The 23,089-nt window shown below is 66.1% G+C and carries 24 protein-coding genes; 6 read left to right on the top strand and 18 right to left on the bottom strand.

Annotated features, from left to right (window positions below):
* Positions 1-23: 23 nt before the first annotated feature.
* From fusA to E5P2_RS01605, 8 genes are all read right to left on the bottom strand, one after another.
* A complete protein-coding gene (gene fusA, locus E5P2_RS01640; protein WP_162565438.1) occupies positions 24-2,123 on the bottom strand; it encodes an elongation factor G in 2,100 nt (699 codons plus the stop codon).
* 84 nt (positions 2,124-2,207) lie between these two features.
* A complete protein-coding gene (gene rpsG, locus E5P2_RS01635; protein ID WP_093104188.1) occupies positions 2,208-2,681 on the bottom strand; it encodes a 30S ribosomal protein S7 in 474 nt (157 codons plus the stop codon).
* Positions 2,682-2,830: 149 nt separating this feature from the next.
* Positions 2,831-3,208, bottom strand: a complete 378-nt coding sequence (rpsL, locus tag E5P2_RS01630) for a 30S ribosomal protein S12 (RefSeq protein WP_028249584.1) — start codon at positions 3,206-3,208, stop codon at positions 2,831-2,833.
* Positions 3,209-3,604: 396 nt separating this feature from the next.
* On the bottom strand, positions 3,605-4,717 hold the full coding sequence (locus E5P2_RS01625; protein WP_232080880.1) for a D-alanyl-D-alanine carboxypeptidase family protein: 1,113 nt from the start codon (positions 4,715-4,717) through the stop codon (positions 3,605-3,607).
* 83 nt (positions 4,718-4,800) lie between these two features.
* The gene (locus tag E5P2_RS01620) at positions 4,801-5,433 is read right to left on the bottom strand and encodes an alpha/beta hydrolase (protein ID WP_162565436.1); all 633 of its coding nucleotides are present in this window, start codon (positions 5,431-5,433) and stop codon (positions 4,801-4,803) included.
* Positions 5,434-5,443: 10 nt separating this feature from the next.
* Positions 5,444-5,797, bottom strand: a complete 354-nt coding sequence (locus tag E5P2_RS01615; RefSeq protein ID WP_162565435.1) for a (2Fe-2S) ferredoxin domain-containing protein — start codon at positions 5,795-5,797, stop codon at positions 5,444-5,446.
* 24 nt (positions 5,798-5,821) lie between these two features.
* Complete coding sequence (locus tag E5P2_RS01610; RefSeq protein WP_162565434.1) at positions 5,822-6,934, bottom strand: VanZ family protein; 1,113 nt, start codon at positions 6,932-6,934, stop codon at positions 5,822-5,824.
* A 5-nt stretch (positions 6,935-6,939) separates the two neighbouring features.
* Positions 6,940-7,368, bottom strand: coding sequence for a CopD family protein (locus E5P2_RS01605; protein WP_162565433.1), 429 nt, complete (start codon positions 7,366-7,368; stop codon positions 6,940-6,942).
* A 328-nt stretch (positions 7,369-7,696) separates the two neighbouring features.
* Here E5P2_RS01605 and hemB point away from each other — a divergent pair, with 328 nt between their 5' ends.
* Together hemB and E5P2_RS01595 are read left to right on the top strand one after the other, a co-directional pair.
* Entirely contained in the window at positions 7,697-8,701 is a 1,005-nt protein-coding gene (gene hemB, locus E5P2_RS01600) for a porphobilinogen synthase (RefSeq protein WP_162565432.1), read from the top strand.
* Between the two features lie 32 nt (positions 8,702-8,733).
* Positions 8,734-9,876 carry a magnesium transporter CorA family protein gene (locus E5P2_RS01595; protein WP_162565431.1) on the top strand — a complete coding sequence of 381 codons (1,143 nt, stop codon included), beginning with the start codon at positions 8,734-8,736 and terminating at the stop codon, positions 9,874-9,876.
* A gap of 70 nt (positions 9,877-9,946) precedes the next feature.
* Here the strand turns inward: E5P2_RS01595 and E5P2_RS01590 are convergent, their stop codons facing one another.
* Positions 9,947-10,312 carry a DUF4148 domain-containing protein gene (locus E5P2_RS01590; protein WP_162565430.1) on the bottom strand — a complete coding sequence of 122 codons (366 nt, stop codon included), beginning with the start codon at positions 10,310-10,312 and terminating at the stop codon, positions 9,947-9,949.
* Positions 10,313-10,535: 223 nt separating this feature from the next.
* Positions 10,536-10,886 (bottom strand): alpha/beta hydrolase, encoded by a 351-nt coding sequence (locus E5P2_RS01585; RefSeq protein ID WP_162565429.1) that lies wholly within the window; start codon positions 10,884-10,886, stop codon positions 10,536-10,538.
* A gap of 212 nt (positions 10,887-11,098) precedes the next feature.
* Between E5P2_RS01585 and E5P2_RS01580 the strand changes: the two genes are divergently transcribed.
* The gene (locus E5P2_RS01580; protein WP_162565428.1) at positions 11,099-12,034 is read left to right on the top strand and encodes a LysR family transcriptional regulator; all 936 of its coding nucleotides are present in this window, start codon (positions 11,099-11,101) and stop codon (positions 12,032-12,034) included.
* A 31-nt stretch (positions 12,035-12,065) separates the two neighbouring features.
* On the opposite strand, the gene E5P2_RS01575 is transcribed toward E5P2_RS01580, so the two are convergent.
* Together E5P2_RS01575 and E5P2_RS01570 are read right to left on the bottom strand one after the other, a co-directional pair.
* Positions 12,066-12,749, bottom strand: coding sequence for a dienelactone hydrolase family protein (locus tag E5P2_RS01575; protein ID WP_162565427.1), 684 nt, complete (start codon positions 12,747-12,749; stop codon positions 12,066-12,068).
* 2 nt (positions 12,750-12,751) lie between these two features.
* Positions 12,752-13,399: a 2-hydroxychromene-2-carboxylate isomerase gene (locus tag E5P2_RS01570; RefSeq protein ID WP_174262632.1), complete on the bottom strand. Its 648-nt coding sequence runs from the start codon at positions 13,397-13,399 to the stop codon at positions 12,752-12,754.
* Between the two features lie 47 nt (positions 13,400-13,446).
* Here E5P2_RS01570 and E5P2_RS01565 point away from each other — a divergent pair, with 47 nt between their 5' ends.
* Both E5P2_RS01565 and E5P2_RS01560 read left to right on the top strand, forming a co-directional pair.
* Positions 13,447-14,193 (top strand): SDR family oxidoreductase, encoded by a 747-nt coding sequence (locus E5P2_RS01565; RefSeq protein WP_162565425.1) that lies wholly within the window; start codon positions 13,447-13,449, stop codon positions 14,191-14,193.
* Complete coding sequence (locus E5P2_RS01560) at positions 14,193-14,855, top strand: MarC family protein (protein ID WP_443083386.1); 663 nt, start codon at positions 14,193-14,195, stop codon at positions 14,853-14,855. The genes E5P2_RS01565 and E5P2_RS01560 overlap by 1 nt, the downstream gene beginning before the upstream one ends.
* A gap of 10 nt (positions 14,856-14,865) precedes the next feature.
* Here the strand turns inward: E5P2_RS01560 and E5P2_RS01555 are convergent, their stop codons facing one another.
* Genes E5P2_RS01555 through E5P2_RS01535 form a run of 5 tightly spaced genes read right to left on the bottom strand, consistent with a single transcriptional unit; the run spans position 14,866 to position 19,068 of the window.
* Positions 14,866-15,342, bottom strand: a complete 477-nt coding sequence (locus E5P2_RS01555) for a metallophosphoesterase family protein (protein WP_162565424.1) — start codon at positions 15,340-15,342, stop codon at positions 14,866-14,868.
* A gap of 12 nt (positions 15,343-15,354) precedes the next feature.
* Complete coding sequence (locus E5P2_RS01550) at positions 15,355-16,032, bottom strand: ABC-type transport auxiliary lipoprotein family protein (protein ID WP_162565423.1); 678 nt, start codon at positions 16,030-16,032, stop codon at positions 15,355-15,357.
* Between the two features lie 11 nt (positions 16,033-16,043).
* The gene (locus tag E5P2_RS01545; protein ID WP_162565422.1) at positions 16,044-17,030 is read right to left on the bottom strand and encodes an MlaD family protein; all 987 of its coding nucleotides are present in this window, start codon (positions 17,028-17,030) and stop codon (positions 16,044-16,046) included.
* A gap of 5 nt (positions 17,031-17,035) precedes the next feature.
* On the bottom strand, positions 17,036-17,902 hold the full coding sequence (locus tag E5P2_RS01540) for an ABC transporter ATP-binding protein (RefSeq protein ID WP_162565421.1): 867 nt from the start codon (positions 17,900-17,902) through the stop codon (positions 17,036-17,038).
* A complete protein-coding gene (locus E5P2_RS01535) occupies positions 17,899-19,068 on the bottom strand; it encodes an MlaE family ABC transporter permease (protein WP_174262631.1) in 1,170 nt (389 codons plus the stop codon). The genes E5P2_RS01540 and E5P2_RS01535 overlap by 4 nt, the downstream gene beginning before the upstream one ends.
* Positions 19,069-19,234: 166 nt before the next feature.
* Between E5P2_RS01535 and E5P2_RS01530 the strand changes: the two genes are divergently transcribed.
* A complete protein-coding gene (locus E5P2_RS01530; protein WP_162565420.1) occupies positions 19,235-20,863 on the top strand; it encodes a GMC family oxidoreductase in 1,629 nt (542 codons plus the stop codon).
* Positions 20,864-21,095: 232 nt separating this feature from the next.
* On the opposite strand, the gene mrdA is transcribed toward E5P2_RS01530, so the two are convergent.
* On the bottom strand, positions 21,096-23,060 hold the full coding sequence (mrdA, locus tag E5P2_RS01525) for a penicillin-binding protein 2 (protein WP_162565419.1): 1,965 nt from the start codon (positions 23,058-23,060) through the stop codon (positions 21,096-21,098).
* Positions 23,061-23,089 lie beyond the last annotated feature (29 nt).

Raw genomic sequence — 23,089 nt, 5'->3', positions numbered from 1 at the left:
AGCGCGCAGCCTGGGGGCGAGCCTCATTTCGCGCGGGAAGCGACGATCGCCTCGGCCACATTGCGCGGCGCTTCGGCGTAGTGCTTGAACTCCATCGTGTAGGTGGCACGACCCTGGGACATCGAGCGCAGCGTCGTCGAGTAGCCGAACATTTCCGACAGCGGCACTTCGGCCTTGATGGCCTTGCCACCGCCCATCATGTCTTCCATGCCCTGGACCATGCCGCGGCGCGAGGACAGATCGCCCATCACGTTGCCGGCGTAGTCTTCCGGCGTCTCGACTTCCACGGCCATCATCGGCTCGAGGATCACTGGGTTGGCCTTGCGGCAGCCTTCCTTGAAACCGAAGATCGCGGCCATCTTGAACGCCATTTCGTTCGAGTCCACGTCGTGGTACGAGCCGAAGTGCAGCGTGACCTTGACGTCGACCACCGGGTAGTTGGCGAGCACGCCCTGGCCCAGCGCTTCGATCACGCCCTTCTCGACGGCCGGGATGTATTCGCGAGGAACCACGCCGCCCTTGATGGCGTCGACGAACTCGAAGCCCTTGCCGGCTTCCTGCGGCTCGATCTTGAGCACGACGTGGCCGTACTGGCCCTTGCCACCCGACTGGCGCACGAATTTGCCTTCGGCGTCTTCGACCGTCTTGCGAATGGTCTCGCGGTAAGCCACCTGCGGCTTGCCGACGTTGGCCTCGACACCGAACTCGCGCTTCATGCGGTCCACGATGATTTCGAGGTGCAGCTCGCCCATGCCGGCGATGATGGTCTGACCCGATTCCTCGTCGGTCTTGACGCGGAAGGACGGATCTTCCTGAGCCAGGCGCTGCAGCGCGATGCCCATCTTCTCCTGGTCGGCCTTGGTCTTGGGCTCCACGGCCTGCGAGATCACCGACTCCGGGAAGACCATGCGCTCGAGCGTCACGATCGAGGTCGGATCGCACAGGGTCTCACCCGTGGTCACTTCCTTCAAGCCCACGCAGGCAGCGATGTCGCCGGCGCGGATTTCGCTGACTTCTTCGCGGTTGTTCGCATGCATCTGGACGATCCGGCCGATGCGCTCCTTCTTGCCGCGCACCGGGTTGTAGACGCTGTCGCCCTTGCTCAGCACGCCGGAATAGACACGCACGAAGGTCAGTTGGCCGACGAACGGGTCGGTCATGAGCTTGAACGCCAGTGCCGAGAATTTCTCGTTGTCGTCTGCCTTGCGGGTGACGGGCGCCTCGTCCTCGTCGGTGCCGGTGACGGGCGGAATGTCGGTCGGCGCGGGCATGTATTCGATGACCGCGTCGAGCATCGCCTGCACGCCCTTGTTCTTGAAGGCCGAGCCGCACAACATCGGCTGGATCTCGCCGGCGATGGTGCGCTGCCGGATGCCCGCCTTGATTTCGGCCTCGGTCAGCGCCTCGCCTTCGAGGTACTTGTTCATGAGCTCTTCGCTCGATTCAGCAGCGGCCTCGACCAGCTTTTCGTGGTACTCGGCGCAGACCTTGGCCAGATCGGCCGGAATCTCGCCATACTTGAAGGTCACACCCTTGTCTTCGTCCCAGATGATCGATTTCATCTTGACGAGGTCGACCACACCCTGGAAGCGCTCTTCGGCGCCGATCGGGATCTGGATCACGACGGGGTTGGCCTTCAGGCGGTCGACCATCATCTGGCGCACGCGCAGGAAGTCGGCACCGGTACGGTCCATCTTGTTGACGAACGCGAGACGCGGAACCTTGTACTTGTTGGCCTGGCGCCAGACCGTTTCGGACTGGGGCTGGACACCGCCGACGGCGTCATACACCATCACGGCGCCATCGAGCACGCGCATCGAGCGCTCGACTTCGATCGTGAAGTCCACGTGGCCCGGGGTGTCGATGATGTTGATGCGATGTTCGTCGAACGTGCCGGCCATGCCCTTCCAGAAGCAGGTGGTGGCCGCGGACGTGATCGTGATGCCGCGCTCCTGCTCCTGCTCCATCCAGTCCATCGTCGCGGCGCCATCGTGCACTTCGCCGATCTTGTGGTTCACACCGGTGTAGAAAAGGATGCGCTCGGTCGTCGTGGTCTTGCCGGCGTCGATGTGCGCGGAGATACCGATGTTGCGGTATCGCTCGATGGGGGTCTTGCGTGCCATGAAAATACTCCGTTAACGGATGAAAGCCCGTCCACCGCGCTCGGTGGATCGGGCTTCCAGCCTGTCTTGATTGGGGGACGGCTCTTAGAAGCGGAAGTGGCTGAAGGCCTTGTTCGCTTCGGCCATGCGATGCACCTCATCGCGCTTCTTCATGGCGCCGCCACGACCTTCCGTGGCTTCCATGAGTTCGTTGGCCAGACGCAGGGCCATCGACTTCTCGCCGCGCTTGCGCGCTGCTTCTTTGATCCAGCGCATCGACAGCGCCAGGCGGCGCACGGGACGCACTTCGACGGGCACCTGGTAATTGGCGCCACCGACGCGGCGCGACTTCACTTCGACCATCGGCTTCACATTGTTGATGGCCATGGTGAAGGCTTCGACCGGGTCCTTGCCCGGGTTCTTCTTCTCGATCTGGTCGAGCGCGCCATAGATGATGCGCTCGGCGATCGCCTTCTTGCCGCCTTCCATGATCACGTTCATGAATTTCGACAGCTCGACATTGCCGTACTTCGGGTCCGGCAGGATTTCACGTTTGGGAACTTCGCGACGACGTGGCATTTTTCTAACCTCTTTGCTTCAGTTGGCGCCGCTTTTTGCGGCACCGCGAGAGCCAACAAGAACTCTCACTTACTCGACCCAACAGCGGGTCACTTCGTCCGATGCGCCCGCCAAGGCACGCCGAACACCGTGGATGAAACCTGAAAGCCTTAAGCCTTCTTGGGGCGCTTTGCGCCGTACTTGGAACGCGACTGCTTGCGGTCTTTCACGCCTTGCAAGTCGAGCGAACCGCGCACGATGTGATAGCGCACGCCGGGCAAGTCCTTGACACGACCGCCGCGAACCAGCACCACGCTGTGTTCCTGCAGGTTGTGGCCTTCACCGCCGATGTAGGAGATGACTTCGAAGCCGTTGGTCAGGCGCACCTTGGCGACCTTGCGCAGCGCCGAGTTCGGCTTCTTGGGGGTCGTGGTGTAGACCCGGGTGCAGACGCCACGACGTTGCGGCGAGTTCTGCATGGCAGGGCTCTTCGACTTGATCTTTTCGACCTCGCGACCCTGACGCACCAGTTGATTGATGGTTGGCATGAATGAATAAGTCCCAAAACTCCGGCAATGCGACCCTCATCGTGACATGAGGTACCGGAAGATGACGAAAACGTGAAACCCTTCGGATTTTTCCGAAAAGCCAAAGATTATAGCACTGGCAGAGCTCGCCCCCAGGCTTCGCGCACTTCGTGTCGCTTCGCCTTCCCCCTACCGGGGGCGCTGCCGGCGGCCCGGCAGCGCCGGTTCCACGGCAGCCCACGAACGCGGCGCGCTGCGCGCGGCCGCTGAAAGAAAAATTCACTGGTCTTCGGTCTTGGCCGGCAAAGCCCGGCCCCCTGGTGAAACACCGCGGATCCGGCTCCGCCGGTCCGCCGGTGTTGCCCCCGGCAGGGGGAAGGCGAAGCGACACGAAGTGCGCGTAGCCTGGGGGTGAGCCTACTTTATCCAGAGTCGCACGGCATCCCAGGCGCGACCCAGCACGCCTGCCTGCTCCACAGGCTCGAGCGCGACCAGCGGCACTTCCGCGATCTGCTGGTCGGCCAGGCTGACCTTGAGCGAACCGACCGGCTGATAGCGCGCGAATGGCGCGACCAGCGGATCAGGACGTGCGACCTGGGTCTTGATCTTGCCTGCAGACCCTGCGGGAACGTCCACCACGATGGCTTCCTGGCGGCCCAGCTTAATGGTGTTCGCCTTGCCCTTCCAGACCGGAGGGGTCGCGACGGCTTGATTGGCGTCGAACAGGCGGACCGCGTCATAGGCGGTGTAGCCCCAGTTCAGCAGCTTCTGCGACTCGTTGGCTCGCATATTTTCGCTCGACGCTCCCAGGAGAATCGCGAGCAGACGCCGGCCACCACCGCCCAGATTCGGGAATTCACGCTTGGCGGTCACGACCATGCCATAGCCGGCCGCTTCGGTATGGCCGGTCTTGAGGCCATCGACGGTCGGGTCGCGAAACAGCAGCACATTGCGGTTGGTGTCGTTGGTCGACGGCGTGCCGGGATAGCGGTACTTCTTGATGGCGGAATAGTGCGTGTATTCCGGAAAATCCCGGATCAGATGGCTCGCCAGAATGCTGAGGTCACGCGCTGTGGTGGTGTGTCCCGGCGCCGTGGTGCCTTCAGGGTTCTTGTAGGTCGTGTTCTTCATGCCGAGCGCCTTGGCCTGCTCGTTCATGAGCTCGACGAAGTGCTCGACCGTGCCGCCGACCGCCTCGGCCAGAACGATCGTCGCATCGTTGGCCGACTGCACGACCAGCCCCTTGATGAGATCCTCGACCGGCACCTGCATCTTGGGGTCGATGAACATCCGCGAACCGGGCATCTTCCAGGCGCGGGTGCTGACCGGCAAGGTCTGTTCCAGCGTGATTTTCCTGGCCTTGAGCGCGTCGAAGACCAGGTAGGTGGTCATCAGCTTGGTGAGCGAGGCGGGCTCGACCGGACTGTCAATGTCCTTCTGCGTCAGGATCTGGTTGGCCGTCACGTCGAGCAGCAGATAGCTCCGCGCGGCGACTTCGGGCGGCGCCGGCGTCTGGGCCCCCACGAGCATGCAAAAAGATGCAGAGGCGGCACATATCAGCGCGCGCAACACGCCGGAAAAACGATACATGGGGGATGGGAGGAGACGAAAGGCTAGCCCGCGCGAAGGTGGCGGACGACGAGATTCTTGAGCAGCGGCAATTGTCCGTGAAAGAAATGGCCGCCTCCGGGGATGACTGTGACGGGAAGTGACTGCGGGCGCGCCCAATCCATCACGGCAGCGAGCGGCACCGTATCGTCCTGTTCGCCGTGCACGATGAGCGCGCGTTCATGCGATGCCGCAGGCAAGGTCGCAACCGGGAAACGCGAAGCCGCCGTTCCGACGAGCACCAGATGGCGGACATCGCGCGCCACCCACAGCCTCTCGACAGCGCAGCTCGCAACGAAGGCGCCGAACGAGAAGCCGGCGATGGCCAGGGGGCCTTCGGGCGCTATTTGCTCGACAACGGCCAGCATGTCCTCGCACTCGCCGCGTCCTTCGTCATGAACGCCTTCGCTGGCACCGACCCCACGGAAGTTGAAGCGCACCGCATTCCATCCGCAGGCAACGAACGCCCGCGCCAGCGTCTGCACCACCTTGTTGTCCATGGTGCCGCCGAAGAGCGGATGTGGATGGGTGATCAGCGCCACGCCGAGTGCCGGCGCACCTTCGGCCGCCGAATCGCGAAGTGCTTCGATGGCGCCCGCTGCGCCTTGCAGCCGAAGCTTTTCGGTATGGGAGTTCATGGACGCCTGCTCAGCGCCCCACATCCGGCGGCAGCAACAAACGCTCGACCACCTTCCCGTGCTTCAGATGCGATTCGACGATCTCGTCGATGTCGTCCTCGTCGACGAAGGTGTACCAGGCCGCCTCGGGATAGACCACGGCCACGGGGCCGCCCGCGCAGCGGTCGAGGCATCCCGACTTGTTGACGCGAACCTTGCCGGGCCCGGCCAGCCCGGCCTCCTTCACCCGCGCCTTGCAGCGATCGAAACCTTGCTGTGCATCGTGCTTCGAGCAGGAGTCCTCTCCGTTCTTGCGTTCGTTCAGGCAGAAGAAGATGTGGCGACCGTAGTAGCCGCGCGGGGAGGAAGTGCTGGAACTGGACATCGGATCCTTCTGTAGAGCAACAGTCTAGTGGGGCCTCGCGCGGCGCGACAGCGCAACGAGCACATAGCCGAGCGTTGCGAATGGCCAAACCCAGCCGAGCCATTGCGCCAGACCATGGAAGCGGATGAAGCGGCCTTGCTCCCAGGTCGCCAGCGTCTGTGCGAAGTAGGCGCTTTCCGGCGCCTGATTCAACAGGCTCAGGTGCACCACGAGTGCGACGAGCAGCAACGCCGCGCAGAGCCGGCGAGGCACCGCCAGTAGCAGCACTCCGACGAACAACGCGGCCGCGATCCCGGCCTGCACCGGCAGGCTCAGCCATGCCCAGGCGTGCGAGGGTCCATAGCTCAATGCCGCGGACAGGGCCGTGACCGCCACACCGGTCATCAGCGTCAGCGGAAGCAGGATGGCGCGTCGCGCGATCGAACGGGTCACCAGGAAGGCCAGCAGGCACGGCACCAGCGCACCCAGCATGACGCACAACAGTTCCACGCCGGGCACCAGCGGCTCCAACTCGAACTGGCGCAGCGGCATCCAGTCGATGAAGGGTGTGTCCAGAAGCCATTCGGCGATCGCCGTTTCCAGGCGCTCGAACACCTGTCCCAGCCCGAAAGTGACGGCAGCCGGGAAGAGCAGCGCGATCGGCCACAACGCGAGCAACACCAGCCCACCGCGCGCATCCTCGATGAACCAGTTGGCACGGGTCCGGTGCCAGTGCGCCACGGCCCCCACACGCTCGAGCGCCGCCGCCAGCACTGCGCCGACCAGCGTGCCGAGGCTGTTCAGCCCGAGGTCGACATTGGAGGGAATGCGCGCCGGAAGATAGCTCTGCAATGTCTCCATGCAGAACGAAATCGCCACGCCTGCGACGGTGGCGCGCAATACGGCGCGCACACCGCCCGCGGCCGGCCGGGTGCGCAGCACGACGATCGCAGCCAGGAAACCGAGCGGCATGTAGCCGACGACATTGATGCCGAAGTCGAACCCGGTCCAGTACTTGGGCCACGGCGCCGCAAGATAGGCCCAGGGCGCGATGCCCTGATCGCGCCAGTCGGCGAAGGGATAGAGGCTCGCATAGACGATCAGCGCGGCATAGGCGAGCGCAAGAGGCAATGCCGCGGACTTGTGCTGCGTTGCCACGGCGCTCAGAAAGGCTTGACCACGACCAGGATCACGATGCCCAGCAGCAGAAGCACCGGCAACTCGTTGAACCACCGGTACCAGCGGTGACTGCGCCGATCGGTTCCCGCGATGAAACGGCGCAGCAGCACGCCGCAGCCGTGGTGATAGCCGATCACCACCAGAACCAGCGCCAGCTTGGCATGCATCCAGCCATTGCCCGGTCCGCGTCCGATCCCGTAGCCGAGCCAGAGCCACAGCCCGAAGCCGAGGGCCGGTACGGCCAGGAAGGTGGTGAACCGGAACAGCTTGCGCGCCATGAGGAGGAGCCGCGCGCGTTCAGCGACCGATTCGGGCGCCACCATCGCCAGATTGACGAAGATTCGCGGCAGATAGAAAAGTCCCGCGAACCAACTCGCGATGAATACGATATGCAGCGACTTGATCCAAAGCATGGGGGCAGTTTAGTGGTGCAACCCGCTGGGAGCCCGCGCAGTACTTTGGCCTGACAGGTCAAAAAAAAGCCCGGCGTCAAAACGCCGGGCTGGGAAGCCCTTTTGCTGTCACACATCAAGGCACCCGCTCAGGGAGGAAAAGCGGGGAGCGGCAAGCCGCCCAGGGCAGAATTTAACAAAGGCAAAACAACCTATCAAGCAAGTTGCGGAATTTTTTGCCTTTTTGTCGTACAAAAAATAATACGAACCGCTTCAGATTAACAAGTGCTCCCGGACGCAATGGGCCATGCGAAATTCCGCATCAGACAGTTCGGGCACAATTTTGGGCATGACCCTTCATTCGCCCTTTCCATCGGGCCGGCCGCGTCGGCTACGCCGTGATGCGTTCACGCGCAATCTCGTACGCGAGCACACACTCTCCGCCAACGACCTGATCTATCCCGTTTTTGTCCAAGAGGGCACGAAGCAGTGCCACGCAGTGCCGTCGATGCCGGGCGTCGACCGGCTGAGCCTCGATCTCCTGCTGCCCGTCGCCGAGCAATGCGTGGCGCTCGGCATCCCGGTGATGGCACTGTTCCCTGTCATCGACGCCGGCCTGAAAACGCCGGCAGGCGACGAAGCATTCAATCCCGACGGCCTGATCCCGCGCGTGGTTGCAGCGCTCAAATCGCGCTTCCCCGAACTGGGCGTGATGACCGACGTCGCGCTCGACCCCTACACCAGCCATGGCCAGGACGGCCTGCTCGACGACAGCGGCTACATCCTCAACGATCCGACGGTCGAGATCCTCGTCAAGCAAGCCCTCGCCCAATCGCAGGCCGGCGTGGACATCGTGGCGCCCAGCGACATGATGGACGGCCGCATCGGCGCGATTCGCAACGCACTCGAATCGCGCGGCGACATCCATACCCGGATCATGGCCTACAGCGCCAAGTACGCGAGCGCCTTCTACGGCCCGTTCCGCGATGCCGTCGGCTCTGCCGCCAACCTGGGCAAGAGCAACAAGAAGGTCTACCAGATGGACCCGGGCAACAGCGACGAGGCCCTGCGCGAAGTGGCGATCGACATTGCCGAAGGCGCCGACATGGTGATGGTCAAGCCCGGCATGCCCTACCTCGACATCGTGCGCCGCGTGAAGGATGAATTCCACGTGCCGACCTTCGCCTACCAGGTCAGCGGCGAATACGCGATGCTCAAGGCCGCGGCGCAGAACGGCTGGCTCGATCACGATGCGGTGATGCTTGAGAGCCTGCTCGCCTTCAAGCGCGCAGGCGCCGATGGCGTCCTCACCTACTTTGCGCTCGACGTCGCGCGGCTGCTGAAAAACCCGTAGCGCCACGAGGCGGTCCGCAGTTCAGCCACCTCATGCGCATCTTCAAGATCGAAGCCTCGCGGGTCACCGAGCACGACGCACTGGCGCCGATGGCCGTGCCGGATGCATGCGGTCAAGGCTATCTGTGGCTGTCACTCACGCGGGACGAATTCCGTACGTCGCTGGCCGAGGTGCAGGCCGTTCTGCAGTCGCTGTGCAACACGCATCTGGTCGACCTTCACGTGAGCGATCTCCTGAACGACCAGCTGCCTTCACGCTACGACTACACCTCGCAATACGACCTCCTCGTTTTTCGGCGCCTTGCCGCGTCGAACGGCAACGCCCTCGTGCCGAAGGCTGACGAGCTGGCGCTGCCGCGCACGGGGCCGCCCGTCCTGCGTCGCATCGATACACGACCGGTCGGCTTTGCGGTGTTCGACCGCGTGCTGCTGTCCGTGCATCCGGAAGACGGCACCGTGCGCGATACCTTCGCGGCCAAGTTGCTGGCCGCCGCCACGCCGGACGCGCTCAGCCACGCAGTGCTCCCTGCGATCGATGTCCGCGCCGTTTCCTCTCGCCTGCCGACCGGACCCGCGGATCTGATGCTGCGCGTGATCAACCAGATCGTCGATGCGTACCTCGAATTGCGGCGCGAACTGACCCGGCAGCTCGACCACTGGCAGGCCGAGCTGATCGACCCGCGCAGCCGCTTCACCAACTGGAGCGCCTTGATGGGTGCCCAACAGTCCCTGCACCATCTGGACGAGATCTGCGAAGACCAGCGTGCCTGCATCCAGGACTGGATCGACGCCCTCGAAACGCTGCCGGCGCCGACCGGCGCCGTCGAACTGCGCGAACGCGAGCTCGTCATGGTCCGCAGCCGCGACGTGCTCGAACACATCGAGCGCGTGGTGCATCACGTGCGGCGACTCGAACAGAATGCCGAAGCCGCGGTCCAGATGCACTTCAGCGTGCAGAGCCACCGCACCAACGACATCATGCGGGTGCTCACGGTGCTGACCGCGGTCTTCCTGCCGCTCAATCTGATCGCCGGCATCTTCGGCATGAACTTCGAGTTCATCCCGCTCGTGCACAAGACCGATGGGTTCTGGATCGCGATGGCCTCGATGGGCGTGATCGCGGTGCTGCTGGTCGTGGTGTTCTGGCGCAAGCGTTACCTGGCACGGGCGCGCTGAGAATCGCCCGGCCAACGAAAAAGCCGGCCGGCGCTCGCACACCGGCCGGCTTCGCGTGACCGCGTCCGTATCACTTGGCCGTGGTCGCGCCCTCTTGGGCCTGGACACGCACTTCGGCGGGACGGGCCATGGTCGAGATCACGCGGCTGTTGACGCGCGAGCCGCCGACCACGTTCTGATCCGGCGCATTCGCCGTCGCGATGGCCTGCGCACGCACGGCAGCCGGATCGGCCACCGACTTGAACGGTTCGGCGCCGCGCGAACCGCGCACCACGTTCTGGTTGGGTGCTGAAGCGCTGCGGACCGCTTCTTCGTTGACCTCGGTCCGGCTCTTGGCCGACACGGAGGTTTGCACGCCCTGGTAGGTTTCAGCTTGTGCGCCGGCGGCAGCGAGGACGGACAGAGCGGCAGCAGCGAGGATGTAGGAGGTCTTCATTTCAGTTCCTTTGGATTCTTGGCAGTGGTTTTCAAACCAGGCTCGCTATCGGTATGGCTGGCCTGTGGAACGCAGTTTCCTGGCGATTGACCTCGGGAAAACACTGAGAAAAGAGACACCGTGTTTCCGGTACCGAAACAATCCTGAACGCGTGATGAAGCACGCACAAAAAAGCCGGCCCCGCTCTCGCGGGCCCGGCTCGTCGCGCGACCGTTGTGTCGGCTTACAGGCCGGCTTGTTGCGTCACCGGACGAACGATCTTGTATTGCGCAGGAATCACGCTGTTCACGAAAGCCTTGCGATCCAGGTTCTGGTTCGCCTCGTGCGCGGTGGCCACCGCTTCGGCACGCACCGTGGCGCGGGCGACCGAACTGTTCAGGCTCGCTGCAGGACCGGCAGCATAGCCTTCGGCATACGGGTTGGCACTGCGCGCGGCTTCGGTGGCTTGCGCGGCCACGTTGGCGCGGTTGTTGGCCGACACCGGCGCGTGCACGCCTTCATAGGTTTCGGCTTGAGCGCCGGCGGCGGCGAGAATGGAAAGAGCGGCTGCGGCGATGATCTTCGAGGCGTTCATTTTCAATGTCCTTCAATTGGCTTTGGATGATGTCGAACCGGTCTTGCGTGGGTCACCGTCCCGTTGGGGTCGCGGCCACCTCGCTCGGAGTCCTGTTCACCCAGATCAGCCTGGTGGCCGGTCTGTGCTTTGAAGTTTGCCTTGAATGAGTAGGTGAAAACCCTTGGATTTCGAACCGCGGTGTTCATCAAATCGAAACAATGGAAGCCTGAATGGACGGTCTGGACCTGCTGAGAACCTTTCGTGAAGTCGCCGAGCGCGGCAGCTTTTCCCGCGCAGCCACCGTGCTCAACATGTCGAAGGCCAATGTGAGCAAGTACGTGGCCCAGCTCGAAGCGCGCTTCGGCGTGCGTCTGCTCAATCGATCGACCCGCTCGGTCAGCCTCACCGACGCGGGCCAGCTGCTGCTCGAGCGCAGCAAACCGCTGATGGAAATGATCGAACTCACCCAGAGCGAGCTGCAAGAGCATGCAGGCCATCCGCGCGGCCGGTTGCGCGTGACCGCACCGCACGGCCTGGGACAGAGTTCATTGCCCAGCATCCTCGGTGAATTCATCGCCAGCTACCCCGACGTGCACGTGAGCCTGCAGCTGAGCAACCGCGTGATCGACCTGGTCGAGGAAGGCGTCGACATCGCCGTGCGGCTCGGCCGCATCCGCGACGAGAACCTGATCGTCCGGCGCCTGCGCCTGATGGACCTCGTGCTCTGCGCAACCCCGGCCTACTGGGCTCGGCGCGGGCTGCCGAAGAAACCCGACGACATGCGCGCGCACGACGTGCTCACCTATTCGCTCGCCGGGCCCACGCCGCACCTGCCCTTCGAAGTCGATGGCCAGCCCTACAGCGTGCCGGTGCACAGCCGCATGGATGCCAACGACGCCGCGCCGCTGATCGGCGTGGCGCTCGCCGGGCTCGGCGCCGTGTGCGTGCCGGCGATGATGGCGCAGCCCCACATCGAGCGCGGCGCGCTGGTGCCGGTGCTCAAGGAATACATGCCGCGCGACCTCTGGCTGTACGCGGCCTATTCGCAGCGCCGCCACAACAGCGCCGCCCTGCGCGCGCTGCTGGATTTTCTGGAAGCCCGGATTCGCACGGCACCTGCCGCCGCGCCGGCCCCTAAGCGCTCGCGGCAACCCGCCCTCGCCTGAGGGCGTGCGGCGCGGACGCGGGATCGATCGATCAGGCCAGATGCTTGCCGAAGAACGCCAGCGTGCGTTCGCGGGCCAGCTTCGCGGCCGCGGCATCGTACGAGCCGCGCTGGTCGCAATTGAAGCCATGGTTGGCTTCGTAGATGTGGACCTCGACCTCCGGATGCGCCTTCTTGAAGGCCTCGACCGTATCGAGCGGAATCCAGTGGTCCTGGCTGCCGAAATGCGCCAGCACCGGCACCTTGGGGCTGCGTGCGATTTCTTCCGGCGTGGTCATCCCGCCGCCGTAATAGGGCGCGGCCGCTGAAAGCCCCGTGACGCCTGCCGCAGCGCGCCAGGTCAGCAGGCCGCCCCAGCAATAGCCCACGATACCGACCTTGCCTGCCTTCGCCGCGAAGTCGACCGCGGCTTGCACGTCCTGCAGCACGCCGGGCGCGGGCAAGGCTTCGACGGCCGTCTTGAATCCGAAGCCGGTCTTCATGTCGTCCTCGCTGTAGCCGAGCTCCACGCCGGCCTTCACGCGATGGAAGGTCGAAGGCGAGACCGCGAGATAGCCGTCGGCCGCGTACCCGTCGGCCACCGAGCGGATGTGCGAATTGACGCCGAAGATCTCCGGCACCACGACGACCGCGCCCTTCGGCTTGCCTGCGGGCTCGGCCACATAGGCAGGAAAGGTGAAGCCGTCTTTGGCGGTGAGATCGATGAATTGACCCATGGTCATGCTCCTTGGCGGGGTGGTTGGGATTTCAATGCGCGCTCGACGAAGTCCAGGCGGTCCTGCCCCCAGAAAATCTCCCCGTCGATCACGTAGCTCGGTGCACCGAACACCTTGGCGTCGATGGCTTGTTGCGTGTAGTCCTCGTACAGCTCCTGCACGGTCTGGCTCAGCGACTGCGCCATGCGCCGCCCGGAAAGGCTGCATTCGTCCAGCAGCGCTTCAAGCACCTTCGGGTCGGCAATGTTGCGCTGGTGGACCCAGACCGATTCGAACAGCGCGGCGCAGATCTTCATCGCGGCGTCGATGCCGTCGTTGAGGTCGACGGCGATGATGAGCTTGGCCGCGTCATCGCCCACCACCGGAAAGAATTTCGGCGTCGGATTGAGCGGCATGCCGAGGTGCTTCGAGATCCGCGCCAGATCGACCAGCCGATAGGCCTGCCGCTGCGGCGCGCGCTTGCCCAGCGGCAGCCCGCCCGAGACCGGAAACACGGCGCCGAAATCGATCGGCCGCACCCGCACGGCGGCGCCGGCTGCCTTCGCGATCTCGGCGAAGCGCGCATGGCCCAGGTAGGTCCAGGGGCTTTGGGGCGTGAAGTAGTAGTCGATGCTGCGGCTCAAGGGCGTCTCCTCGATGATGTAATCCATCCGCACGCGTTTTAACTGAGGCACAGCTTCTGTGCAGGAGGCGGGATTTGAACCAGGTTCTCTTGATCACCGGCGGCGGCCGCGGCATCGGCGCCGCCACGGCGCTGCTCGCGGCGCAGCGCGGCTATGCCGTGGCCGTCAACTACGCGAACAACTCGCTGGCCGCCGACGAGGTGGTGCGCACGATCCGCGCCGGCGGCGGCAGCGCGATCAGCGTCCAGGCCGACGTCGGCGACGAGGCGCAGGTGATGGCCATGTTCGACAAGGTCGACGCCAAGTTCGGCCGCCTCGACGCGCTGGTCAACAACGCCGGCGTGGTCGACCTGCAGGCACGGGTCGACGCCATGAGCGTGGCGAGGCTCGAGCGCATGTTCCGCATCAACGTGATCGGCAGCTTCGTCTGTGCGCGCGAGGCCGTGCGGCGAATGAGCACGAAGCACGGCGGCCGCGGCGGTGCGATCGTCAACCTGTCGAGCGCCGCCGCGCATCTCGGCTCGCCGGGCCAGTACGTCGACTACGCGGCCAGCAAGGGCGCGATCGACACGTTCACCATCGGCCTGGGCAAGGAGGTCGCCGACGAAGGCATCCGCGTCAACGCCGTGCGACCCGGCCTGATCGACACCGACATCCATGCCTCCGGCGGCCTGCCCGATCGCGCGGCCCAGCTCGCACCGGGCGTGCCGATGAAGCGCACCGGCAGCGCCGGGGAAGTCGCCCGCGCCATCCTGTGGCTGCTCTCGGCCGAGGCCAGCTACACCACCACCTCGATCCTCGACGTCGGGGGCGGGCGCTGATGGCAACGCCCGCGATGGACCTGATCAAGCCGCTGATCACGCTGCTGGCCATCGTGAATCCGCTGGCGATCGTTCCTTTCTTCATCCACTACACGCAGGGCTACACCGACCGCCAGCGCCAGCGCACCGCATGGATCGCGGCCTTCAGCGCCTTCGTGGTCATTGCGATCAGTGCGCTGATCGGGCTTCAGCTGCTGTCCTTCTTCGGCATCTCGATCGCGAGCTTCCAGGTCGGCGGCGGCATGCTGCTCCTGATCAGCTCGCTGAACATGCTCAATGCGCAGCCCGCCGAAGCCAAGACCAACCAGGACGAGATCCGCGCCGCGGAGGTGAAGGCTTCGCTTGGCGCGTCGATCGCGGTGGTGCCCCTGACCATTCCGCTGCTGACCGGGCCGGCCACCATGTCCACCGTGGTCATCTACGCCGAGAAGACGCAGCACCTCTGGGAGCTCGCGGTGCTGGTCGGCTACGGCGTGGTGATCGGCCTGGCGACCGGCGTCGCGTTCTCGCTCGCCGAGCCGATCGCCCGCGTGCTCGGCAAGACCGGCATCAACGTGATGACGCGGCTGATGGGCCTGATCCTCGCGGCGCTGGCGGTCGAGGTGATGGCCGACGGGCTCGGCAAGCTGTTCCCGATCCTGAGCCGCGCGGCCGGCAGCTGAGGTCGGCGCTTCAGCGCGCAGGGGAGGCGGTATCCATCTCCACGATTCGGGGCGTGATGGCGCCGCCTTCGATGATCAGTTCGCCGACCGAGATCGGCAGCCTGAAGCGGCGCGGACCCGCGCTGCCAGGGTTGATGTACAGCACGCCTTCGCGCTCCTCGATCACAGGCCGGTGCGAATGCCCCGACACCACGACCCGGATGCCTTCGGCGGCGGGGTCGATGTCCAGCCGGGCAAGATCGTGGATCGCGTAGAGCCACACGCCGCCGAGTTCGATGTGCTCCGTCTCGCGAATCGCATCGGCCCAGGCCGCGCCATCGTTGTTGCCGCGCACCGCGGTCAGGGGTGCGATGGCGGCCAGCGCGTCGAGCACGTGCTGCGCGCCGATGTCACCGCCATGCACGATGTGGTCGCAGCCGCGCAGGAACTCCATGGCTTGCGGACGCAGCAGGCCGTGCGTGTCGGAGATCAGGCCGATGCGCTGCATCCGGGACGTGAATCAGCGAGCCTGGTCCACCCACGCGACCAGATCGGCGACCACGGCATCGCTCGCTGCCGCGAGCGCCTTCACGCCGCCGGCCGCGTCCGCACTCGGCGCGGGCCGCCGGGCCGTGAAGCTGCGCTGAGCCACCACCCGATCGCCGCCGGGGCCGCTGCGGATCAGGGTGGCGCGCAGGCGCACCAGGCCGACGCTGCTGGCGGCCGACTCGAAGTACTGGCTGAACTCGTCGAGCGACACCCGCAGCATGTCGGGCGCCTTGCCCTGCGTGCGCGCGATGGTGGCGCTCTCGTCCGGACCGAGCACCGTGCGCCGGGCTGACAGCACGTCGCCCAGGCGCTGGCGCAGCAACTGCGCGGGCGCCACGCTCCAGCGCGCCTGGCCATAGGGCCGCAGCTCGTTCGCGTCCGCATAGCCCAGGCGGTAGAGCACCTGCGTGCCTTCGAGCCGCGCACTGGCCTCGATCTCGGCCAGCGCGATCGGCGACAGCGTCGTCGCATCGGCCGGCGCCGACGCGGTGTTGGCAGTCCCGGGGCCGAAGTCGTACAGCGTGGTGCGCGAAGGCTTGTCGGGCAAGGCGCCGCAGCCGCCCGCCAGCAGCACGGCGGCGGCGAATCCCCCAAGGCCGAAGCGGCGCGCCCGGCGAGCGCAGGCGGCGAGCGAGTGCAATGTGTTCATCGTGTTCACCATCAGGGCCGCGCCGGCGCAGCGGTCGGCGCAGAAAAGCCGGGCTCGCCCGGGCCGGGCGCCACGCCGCCGTTGCCGAACAGCAGCGATTGCGGGTTGTCGTTGATGTTGTCCGCGGTCCGGCCGAGCCGGCGCACGGCGTGCGAGGTGTCGTCGGCGACGCGGTTCAGGCGCGGCAGCGTCGCGCCGTTGAAGGCTTCGACCGCCTGCGACAGCGCCTTGGTGCCGTCACCCAGCCGCTCGACCGGACCGTCCTTGGCATTGAGCCGGCCGACCGTGGTGTTGAAGTTGTTGGCCACGCGCGAGACGTCGCTGGCCGCCTTCTTGACTGTGCCCATGGTGTCCTTCGTGCGGTCCACCATCGCGGGTAGCGCGGCGAGCGTCGGGTTGAGGCCGGTCTTGACCGTGTTGTCGAGCGAGCGCGTGAGCTGGTTGGCGCCGGCCGCGGCCTCGGAGATGTTCTCCAGCGCGCCGGCGAAGCGCTTCTGGTTGTCGTCACTCAGCAGCGTGTTGGCGCGGCGGGTCACTTCCTCGACCTGGTTGAGGATGGCTTCGCCGCGGTCCTGCAATTGCGCCAGCAACGAGGGCTTGAGCGGGATGCGCGGCGGGTTGTCGTTGTCGGGCTTCAGCGCCACCTGCGACTCGCCCTTGTCGTCGAGCGCGATGAAGGCCAGCCCCGTCACGCCCTGGTAGCTCAGCGAGGCGAAGGTCGAGGTGGTGAGCGGCACGCGCTCGTCGACGCTGATGCGCACGCGCACGTTGCCCTTGACCTTCGGGTCGAAGTCGATCGACACCACCTTGCCGACCGCGATGCCGCGGTAGCGCACCATGGCCTGAGGCTGCAGGCCGCTCACCGCGTCGCGCGTCGAGAGTTCGTAGATGTTGCGGACCGTGCTGTCGTGCGTCAGCCAGACCACCAGCGCCACCAGCGCGGCGATCAGGCCCAGCACGAAAACGCCGGCAGCGAGGGCATGGGCCTTGTTTTCCATGGCGGCTACCTTTCAGTGGGTGGGGACCGGCTCTCGCCGTTACGCCCCGCGGCGATCGCCGGCGTGGCGTGCTCGTGGAGGGCTTCCATGGCGCGCTGGCCACGGCCGCCGAGGAAGTACTCGTGGATGAACGGATGCGGATAGGCGATCACGTCGCGCGCGGTGCCGGTGACGATCACCTTCTGGTCGGCCAGCACCGCGATGCGCGTGCTCAGATCGAACAGCGTGTCGAGATCGTGCGTGACCATCACCACCGTGAGCCCGAGCTCGCGGTGCAGGCCGCGCAGCAGATCGCAGAAGCCGTCGGCGCTTTCGGGGTCGAGCCCGGCCGAGGGCTCGTCGAGCAGCAGCAGCGGCGGGTCCATGATCAGCGCCCGCGCCAGCGCCACGCGCTTGATCATGCCGCCCGACAGATCGGCCGGGCTCTTGGTGGCCTGCTGCGGGCTGAGCCCGACCATCTGCAGCTTGACCAGCGCCGCGTCGCGGATCAGCGCATCGGGCAGGAGCTTGAGCTCGCGCAGCGGAAACGCGATGTTGTCGAGCACGGTGAAGGCAGAGAACAGCGCGCCGTGCTGGAACAGCATGCCGACGTTGGCCGCGCCCATCGCGCTGAGCTGTCCGGGCGGATGGCCGAGCACCGTGACCTCGCCCTTCGTGGGGTGCTCCAGCCCGAGGATCTGGCGCAGCAGCACGGTCTTGCCGGTGCCCGATCCGCCGACCAGCGACAGCACTTCGCCGCGCACGATCGTGAGGTCGAGATCGCGGTGCACGACCTGGTCGCCGTCGGGCGACTCGAACACCGTCCACAGCTTGCGGATCTCGACCACGTTCGTCGCGACGCTCGAGTGGCCGGAGATGTCGTTGCCATTCATCCGCGAAATCCTATGCCCTTGAACAGCACCGCGAACAATGCATCGACCAGGATCACCACCGTGATCGAGGTCACCACCGACGAGGTGGTGCCACGCCCGAGGCTCTCGGTGTTGGGCTTGACCTTCATGCCGAAATAGCAGCCGATCAGCGCGATCAGGATGCCGAACACGGCCGACTTGGACATCGCGAGCCAGAGATTCGACATCGGCACCGCGCGCGGCAGCGCCGACATGAAATAGGCCGGCGAGATGTCGAGCGAGAGATCGGCCGCCAGCATGCCGCCGAACAGCGCCGCCATCGAGGTCCACATGCTGATCAGCGGCATCGCGATGGCCAGCGCCAGCACGCGCGGCATCACCAGCCGGAAGCCGTGCGGAATGCCCATCACGCGCATGGCGTCGAGCTCCTCGGTCACGCGCATCACGCCGATCTGCGCCGTGATGGCCGAACCCGAACGCCCCGCGATCAGCACCGCGGCCAGCACCGGCCCGAGCTCGCGGATCAGCGACAGGCCGAGGATGTTGACGATGAAGGTCTCGGCGCCGTACTGGCGCAATTGCTGCGACGTGAGGTAGGCCAGCACCACGCCGATCAGGAGACCCACCAGCGCGGTGATGGGCAGCGCGGTGGCGCCGAAATGGTAGAGATGGCCCGAGAAATCGCGCCACGGACCGCGGTGCGGTGCGCGGATCAGCTTGCCGATGTCCAGCGTGAGCTGGCCGATGAGGCGCAGGAAATCGCGCGCCACGAACATCATGCGCGGGCCGTTGTGCGCGAAGGCCTTGAAGCGGTCGGTCAGCGTGGGACGGGCCTCGCCCGGCAGGCTGCAGGTGTACTGGGCGACCTGGTCCAGCACAGCCTTGTGCTGCGAGTCCATCTCGAGCTGCGCCGGCCAGGCCTGGCGCCAGTGGTTCCACAGCAGCTGCGCGCCGATGTGGTCGAGCTGCTCGATGGGGCGCAGGTCCCAGGCCCGATCGTCCTTCGGCGGCACGCCATCGAGGTTCAGCGCAAGCGCATTCCAGGTGCTCGGATAGGACATCGCCAGCGCGGTCCAGCGGCCGCTCGCGACGGCCCAGTCGCGCCCCTCCTCGTCATGCTGGCGGACGCGCGGCAACGCAGGGTCGGCGTCTTGCGCGTCGGCGGGCGGCGACGAGGCGATGGGCATGGAACGGTGCGAAGGGCCTGGCGGTGATGAACACAACATCGTAACCGCGTGCGTCGACGCCACCGCTGCCGATCGCCGCCACTTCGCGCAGGCCGTCGCGCAATCCGCGGGTTTGCCACAATCGGCCTCGGGCAGCAGAACCATTGCGACAACGAGACAAGGCGCTATGAGCGACACCACCTTCGACTACATCATCATCGGCGCCGGCACCGCGGGCGCGCTGATGGCCAATCGCCTGAGCGCGGACCCGCAGAACCGCGTGCTGCTGGTCGAAGCCGGCCCCAAGGACGACTACCACTGGATCCACATCCCGGTCGGCTACCTTTACTGCATCGGCAACCCGCGCACCGACTGGCTCTACAACACCGAGCCCGACGCCGGCCTCAACGGCCGCACGCTGCGCTATCCGCGCGGCAAGACGCTGGGCGGCTCGTCGAGCATCAACGGCATGATCTACATGCGCGGCCAGTCGCGCGACTACGACCAGTGGGCGCGCCTCACCGGCGACGACGAATGGCGCTGGGACCGCGTGCTGCCCGCGTTCAAGAAGCACGAGGACCACTATCTCGGCGCCGACGAACTGCACGGGGCGGGCGGCGAATGGCATGTCGACAAGCAGCGCCTGCGCTGGGACATCCTCGATGCCTTCGCCGAAGCCGCGGTGCAGGCCGGCGTCCCGCACAGCACCGACTTCAACCGCGGCAGCAACGAGGGCGTGGGCTACTTCCAGGTCAACCAGAAGAAGGGCTGGCGCTGGAACACCGCCAAGGCCTTCCTGCGGCCGACCTGCTACGGGCGTCCCAACTTCGAGCTCTGGACCAGCGCGCAGGTGTCGCGCCTGTTGTTCGACATCGGCGGCGACGGCGGCCGCTACTGCACCGGCGTCGAGGTCTGGGACGGCCACGAGAAAGTCCATGCCCATGCGCGCCGCGAGGTGCTCCTGTGCGCAGGCAGCATCGGCTCGCCGCAGATCCTGCAGCTCTCGGGCATCGGCCCGGCCGACCTGTTGCGGCAGCACGGCCTCGAGGTGCTGGTCGACGCGCCGGGCGTCGGCGCCAACCTGCAGGACCACCTGCAGATCCGCGCGGTCTACAAGATCGACGGCGCGCCAACGCTCAACGTGCTGGCCTCCTCGCTGTACGGCAAGGCGAAGATCGGCCTCGAATACCTGCTCAGGCGCACCGGGCCGATGAGCATGGCGCCCTCGCAGCTCGGCGCCTTCACGCGCAGCTCGCCCGAGCACGAATGGCCCAATCTCGAGTACCACGTGCAGCCGCTCTCGCTCGATGCCTTCGGCGAGCCGCTGCACAGCTTCCCGGCCTTCACCGCCAGCGTGTGCAACCTGAACCCGACCAGCCGCGGCACGGTGCGCATCAAGAGCCCGAAGTTCGAGGATGCGCCCGCGATCGCGCCCAACTACCTCAGCACCGACGAGGACCGCCGGGTGGCCGCCGATTCGCTGCGCGTGACGCGCCGCATCGCGGCGCAGCCGGCGCTCGCGAAGTACCGGCCCGAGGAGTGGAAGCCGGGCGTGCAGTACCAGAGCGACGACGAACTGGCGCGGCTGGCCGGCGACATCGCGACCACCATCTTTCATCCGGTCGGCACCACGAAGATGGGCGCCGACGACGATCCGATGGCCGTGCTCGACGCCCGGCTGCGCGTGCGCGGCATCGCGCGGTTGCGCGTGGTCGATGCCGGCGCCATGCCCACCATCACCAGCGGCAACACCAACAGCCCGACGCTGATGATGGCGGAGAAGGTCGCGGGCTGGATCCGCGAAGCCCCGCGTTAACCCTGGGTTCGTTGCCAGCCGTGGCCGAGTGACGGGTAATCCCCGATGCACTGCCGCGGTGCACCGCCTAAAGTCGCGCCACTCGCAAACGGGCCAGCCCGCTGCGCGGGGGACCGAGGAGACATCTTTCGGAGAATCAGAACAATATCCAGACAAGGCATCCGCACGAGATGCCGTTTTTTTGAACAAGGCGCCGCCGGTCGGCGCCTTTTCTTTTTTGCGCCGCCCGCTTTCAGGGGGACGGCGGCGCGGGCGGCGCAGGCCATGCGACCTCGCTCGCCACCAGCGGCTTGCCGATCGGCGCGGTCGCCTTGCCGGCCCGGACGGCCGCCATGTCGGCATCGTTCGGATACTGGTTCATCAGCCAGTAGTCGAACACGCGGCGCGCGATCGGGGCAGCGGCACCCGCGCCCCAGCCGGCGTTCTCGACGATCAGCGCCACCGCGATCTTCGGATCGCTGGCCGGCGCGAAGGCCATGAAGAGCGCGTGGTCGCGCTGGTGCTCCTCGAGGGCGTGCGCGTTGTACTTGGTATTGGCCGCCTGTGTCACGGCCTGCGCCGTTCCGGTCTTGCCCGCCGCCTGGTAGCCGGCACCGGCGAACACGGCGCGTGCGGTGCCGCCGGTGACCACGGCCACCAGCCCATCGCGCACCACGCCTACGTTGGCCGGCGTGAAGCCCAGGTTCTCTGCAGGGGGCTGCGCGACCGGCTTCACGTCGCCGCTGACCGTGTCGCGCGTGGCGAGCACGAGGTGCGGACGGTGCTTGATGCCACCCTCGGCCAGGATCGAGGTGGCCTGCGCGAGCTGCAGCATCGTGAAGGCGTTGTAGCCCTGGCCGATGCCCAGCGAGATGGTCTCGCCCGCATACCACTTCTGCTGCTCGGGCCGCTTGTAGGCATTGCGCTTCCACTCGGTGCTCGGCAGCACGCCGCGCAGCTCGCCGCCGAGGTCGATGCCGGTGATCTGGCCGAAGCCCAGCGGCTTCATGAAGTCGTGGATCATGTCCACGCCCATCTCGTTGGCCAGCGAGTAGAAGTAGATGTTGCTCGACAGCTGGATCGCGCGCCGCATGTCGACGCCGCCCAGGTTGCCCTCGGGGCTGCCGAAGCGATGGCCACCGAAGTTGAAGTAGCCGGGATCGTTGACGACCACGCTCGGCCCGCGCTTGCCGGTCTGCAGCGCGGCCATCGCCATGAAGGGCTTGTAGGTGGAACCCGGTGGATAGGTGCCGCGCAGCGCGCGGTTGAGCAGCGGCTTGTCGATCGATTCGCTGAGCTCCTTCCAGCTCTCGGAATCGATGCCTTCGACGAACAGGTTGGGGTCGAAGTTCGGCTTGCTCACGAAAGCCAGCACCTCGCCGGTCTTCGGATCGATCGCGACCAGCGCGCCGCGGCGGTCGCCGTACATATCCTCCACCAGCTTCTGCAGCTTGATGTCGAGCGAGAGCATGACCGTGTTGCCAGGCGTCGCCGGATGGCTCGCGAGCCGGCGCACCGCGCGCCCGCCGGCCGAGGTTTCCATCTGCTCGACGCCGGTCTGGCCGTGCAGGGTCTTCTCGTAGCTCTGCTCGACGCCGAGCTTGCCGATGTACTCGGTGCCCTTGTAGTTGGCCAGGTCCTCGTCATCCCAATCTTCCATGGCGGCTTTTTCCGCCTGGTTGATGCGGCCGATGTAGCCCAGCACGTGGCTGGCGGTCTCGCCGTTGGGATAGTTGCGGAACAGCCGGGCCTTGATCTCGACGCCCGGGAAGCGATAGCGCTGCGCCGCGAAGCGCGCGACCTCTTCGTCGCTCAGGCGGGTGCGGATCGGCACCGAGTCGAAGCTGCGCGAATCCTCGCGCAGCCGCTTGAAGCGGCGCCGGTCGCGCGGTGAAACTTCGATCACCTGTGCGAGGCCGTCGATGGTCGCCTCCAGGTCGTCGACCTTGGAAGGCGTGATCTCGAGCGTGTAGGCCGAATAGTTGGACGCCAGCACGATGCCGTTGCGATCGAGGATCAGGCCGCGGTTCGGCACGATCGGCACGATCGCCGTGCGGTTGCTCTCGGCCTGCTCGGCAAGATCCTCGTGGCGCGTCACCTGCAGGTAGACCAGCCGCGCGCACAGCAGACCGAAGGCCGTGAGCACGACGAGGCCGATCACGACCACGCGGCGCTTGAAACGCAGAAGGTCGGCAGCGACGTTGCGAATCTCTGTCATGGGGGAAGAAGCTTAGGCCGCTTGAACAC

It is taken from the genome of Variovorax sp. SRS16 (assembly GCF_901827165.1).
Lineage (GTDB): Bacteria > Pseudomonadota > Gammaproteobacteria > Burkholderiales > Burkholderiaceae_C > Variovorax.
The sequence above is the reverse complement of the archived record's forward strand: the minus strand, read 5'-3'. Positions and strand labels throughout refer to the sequence as shown.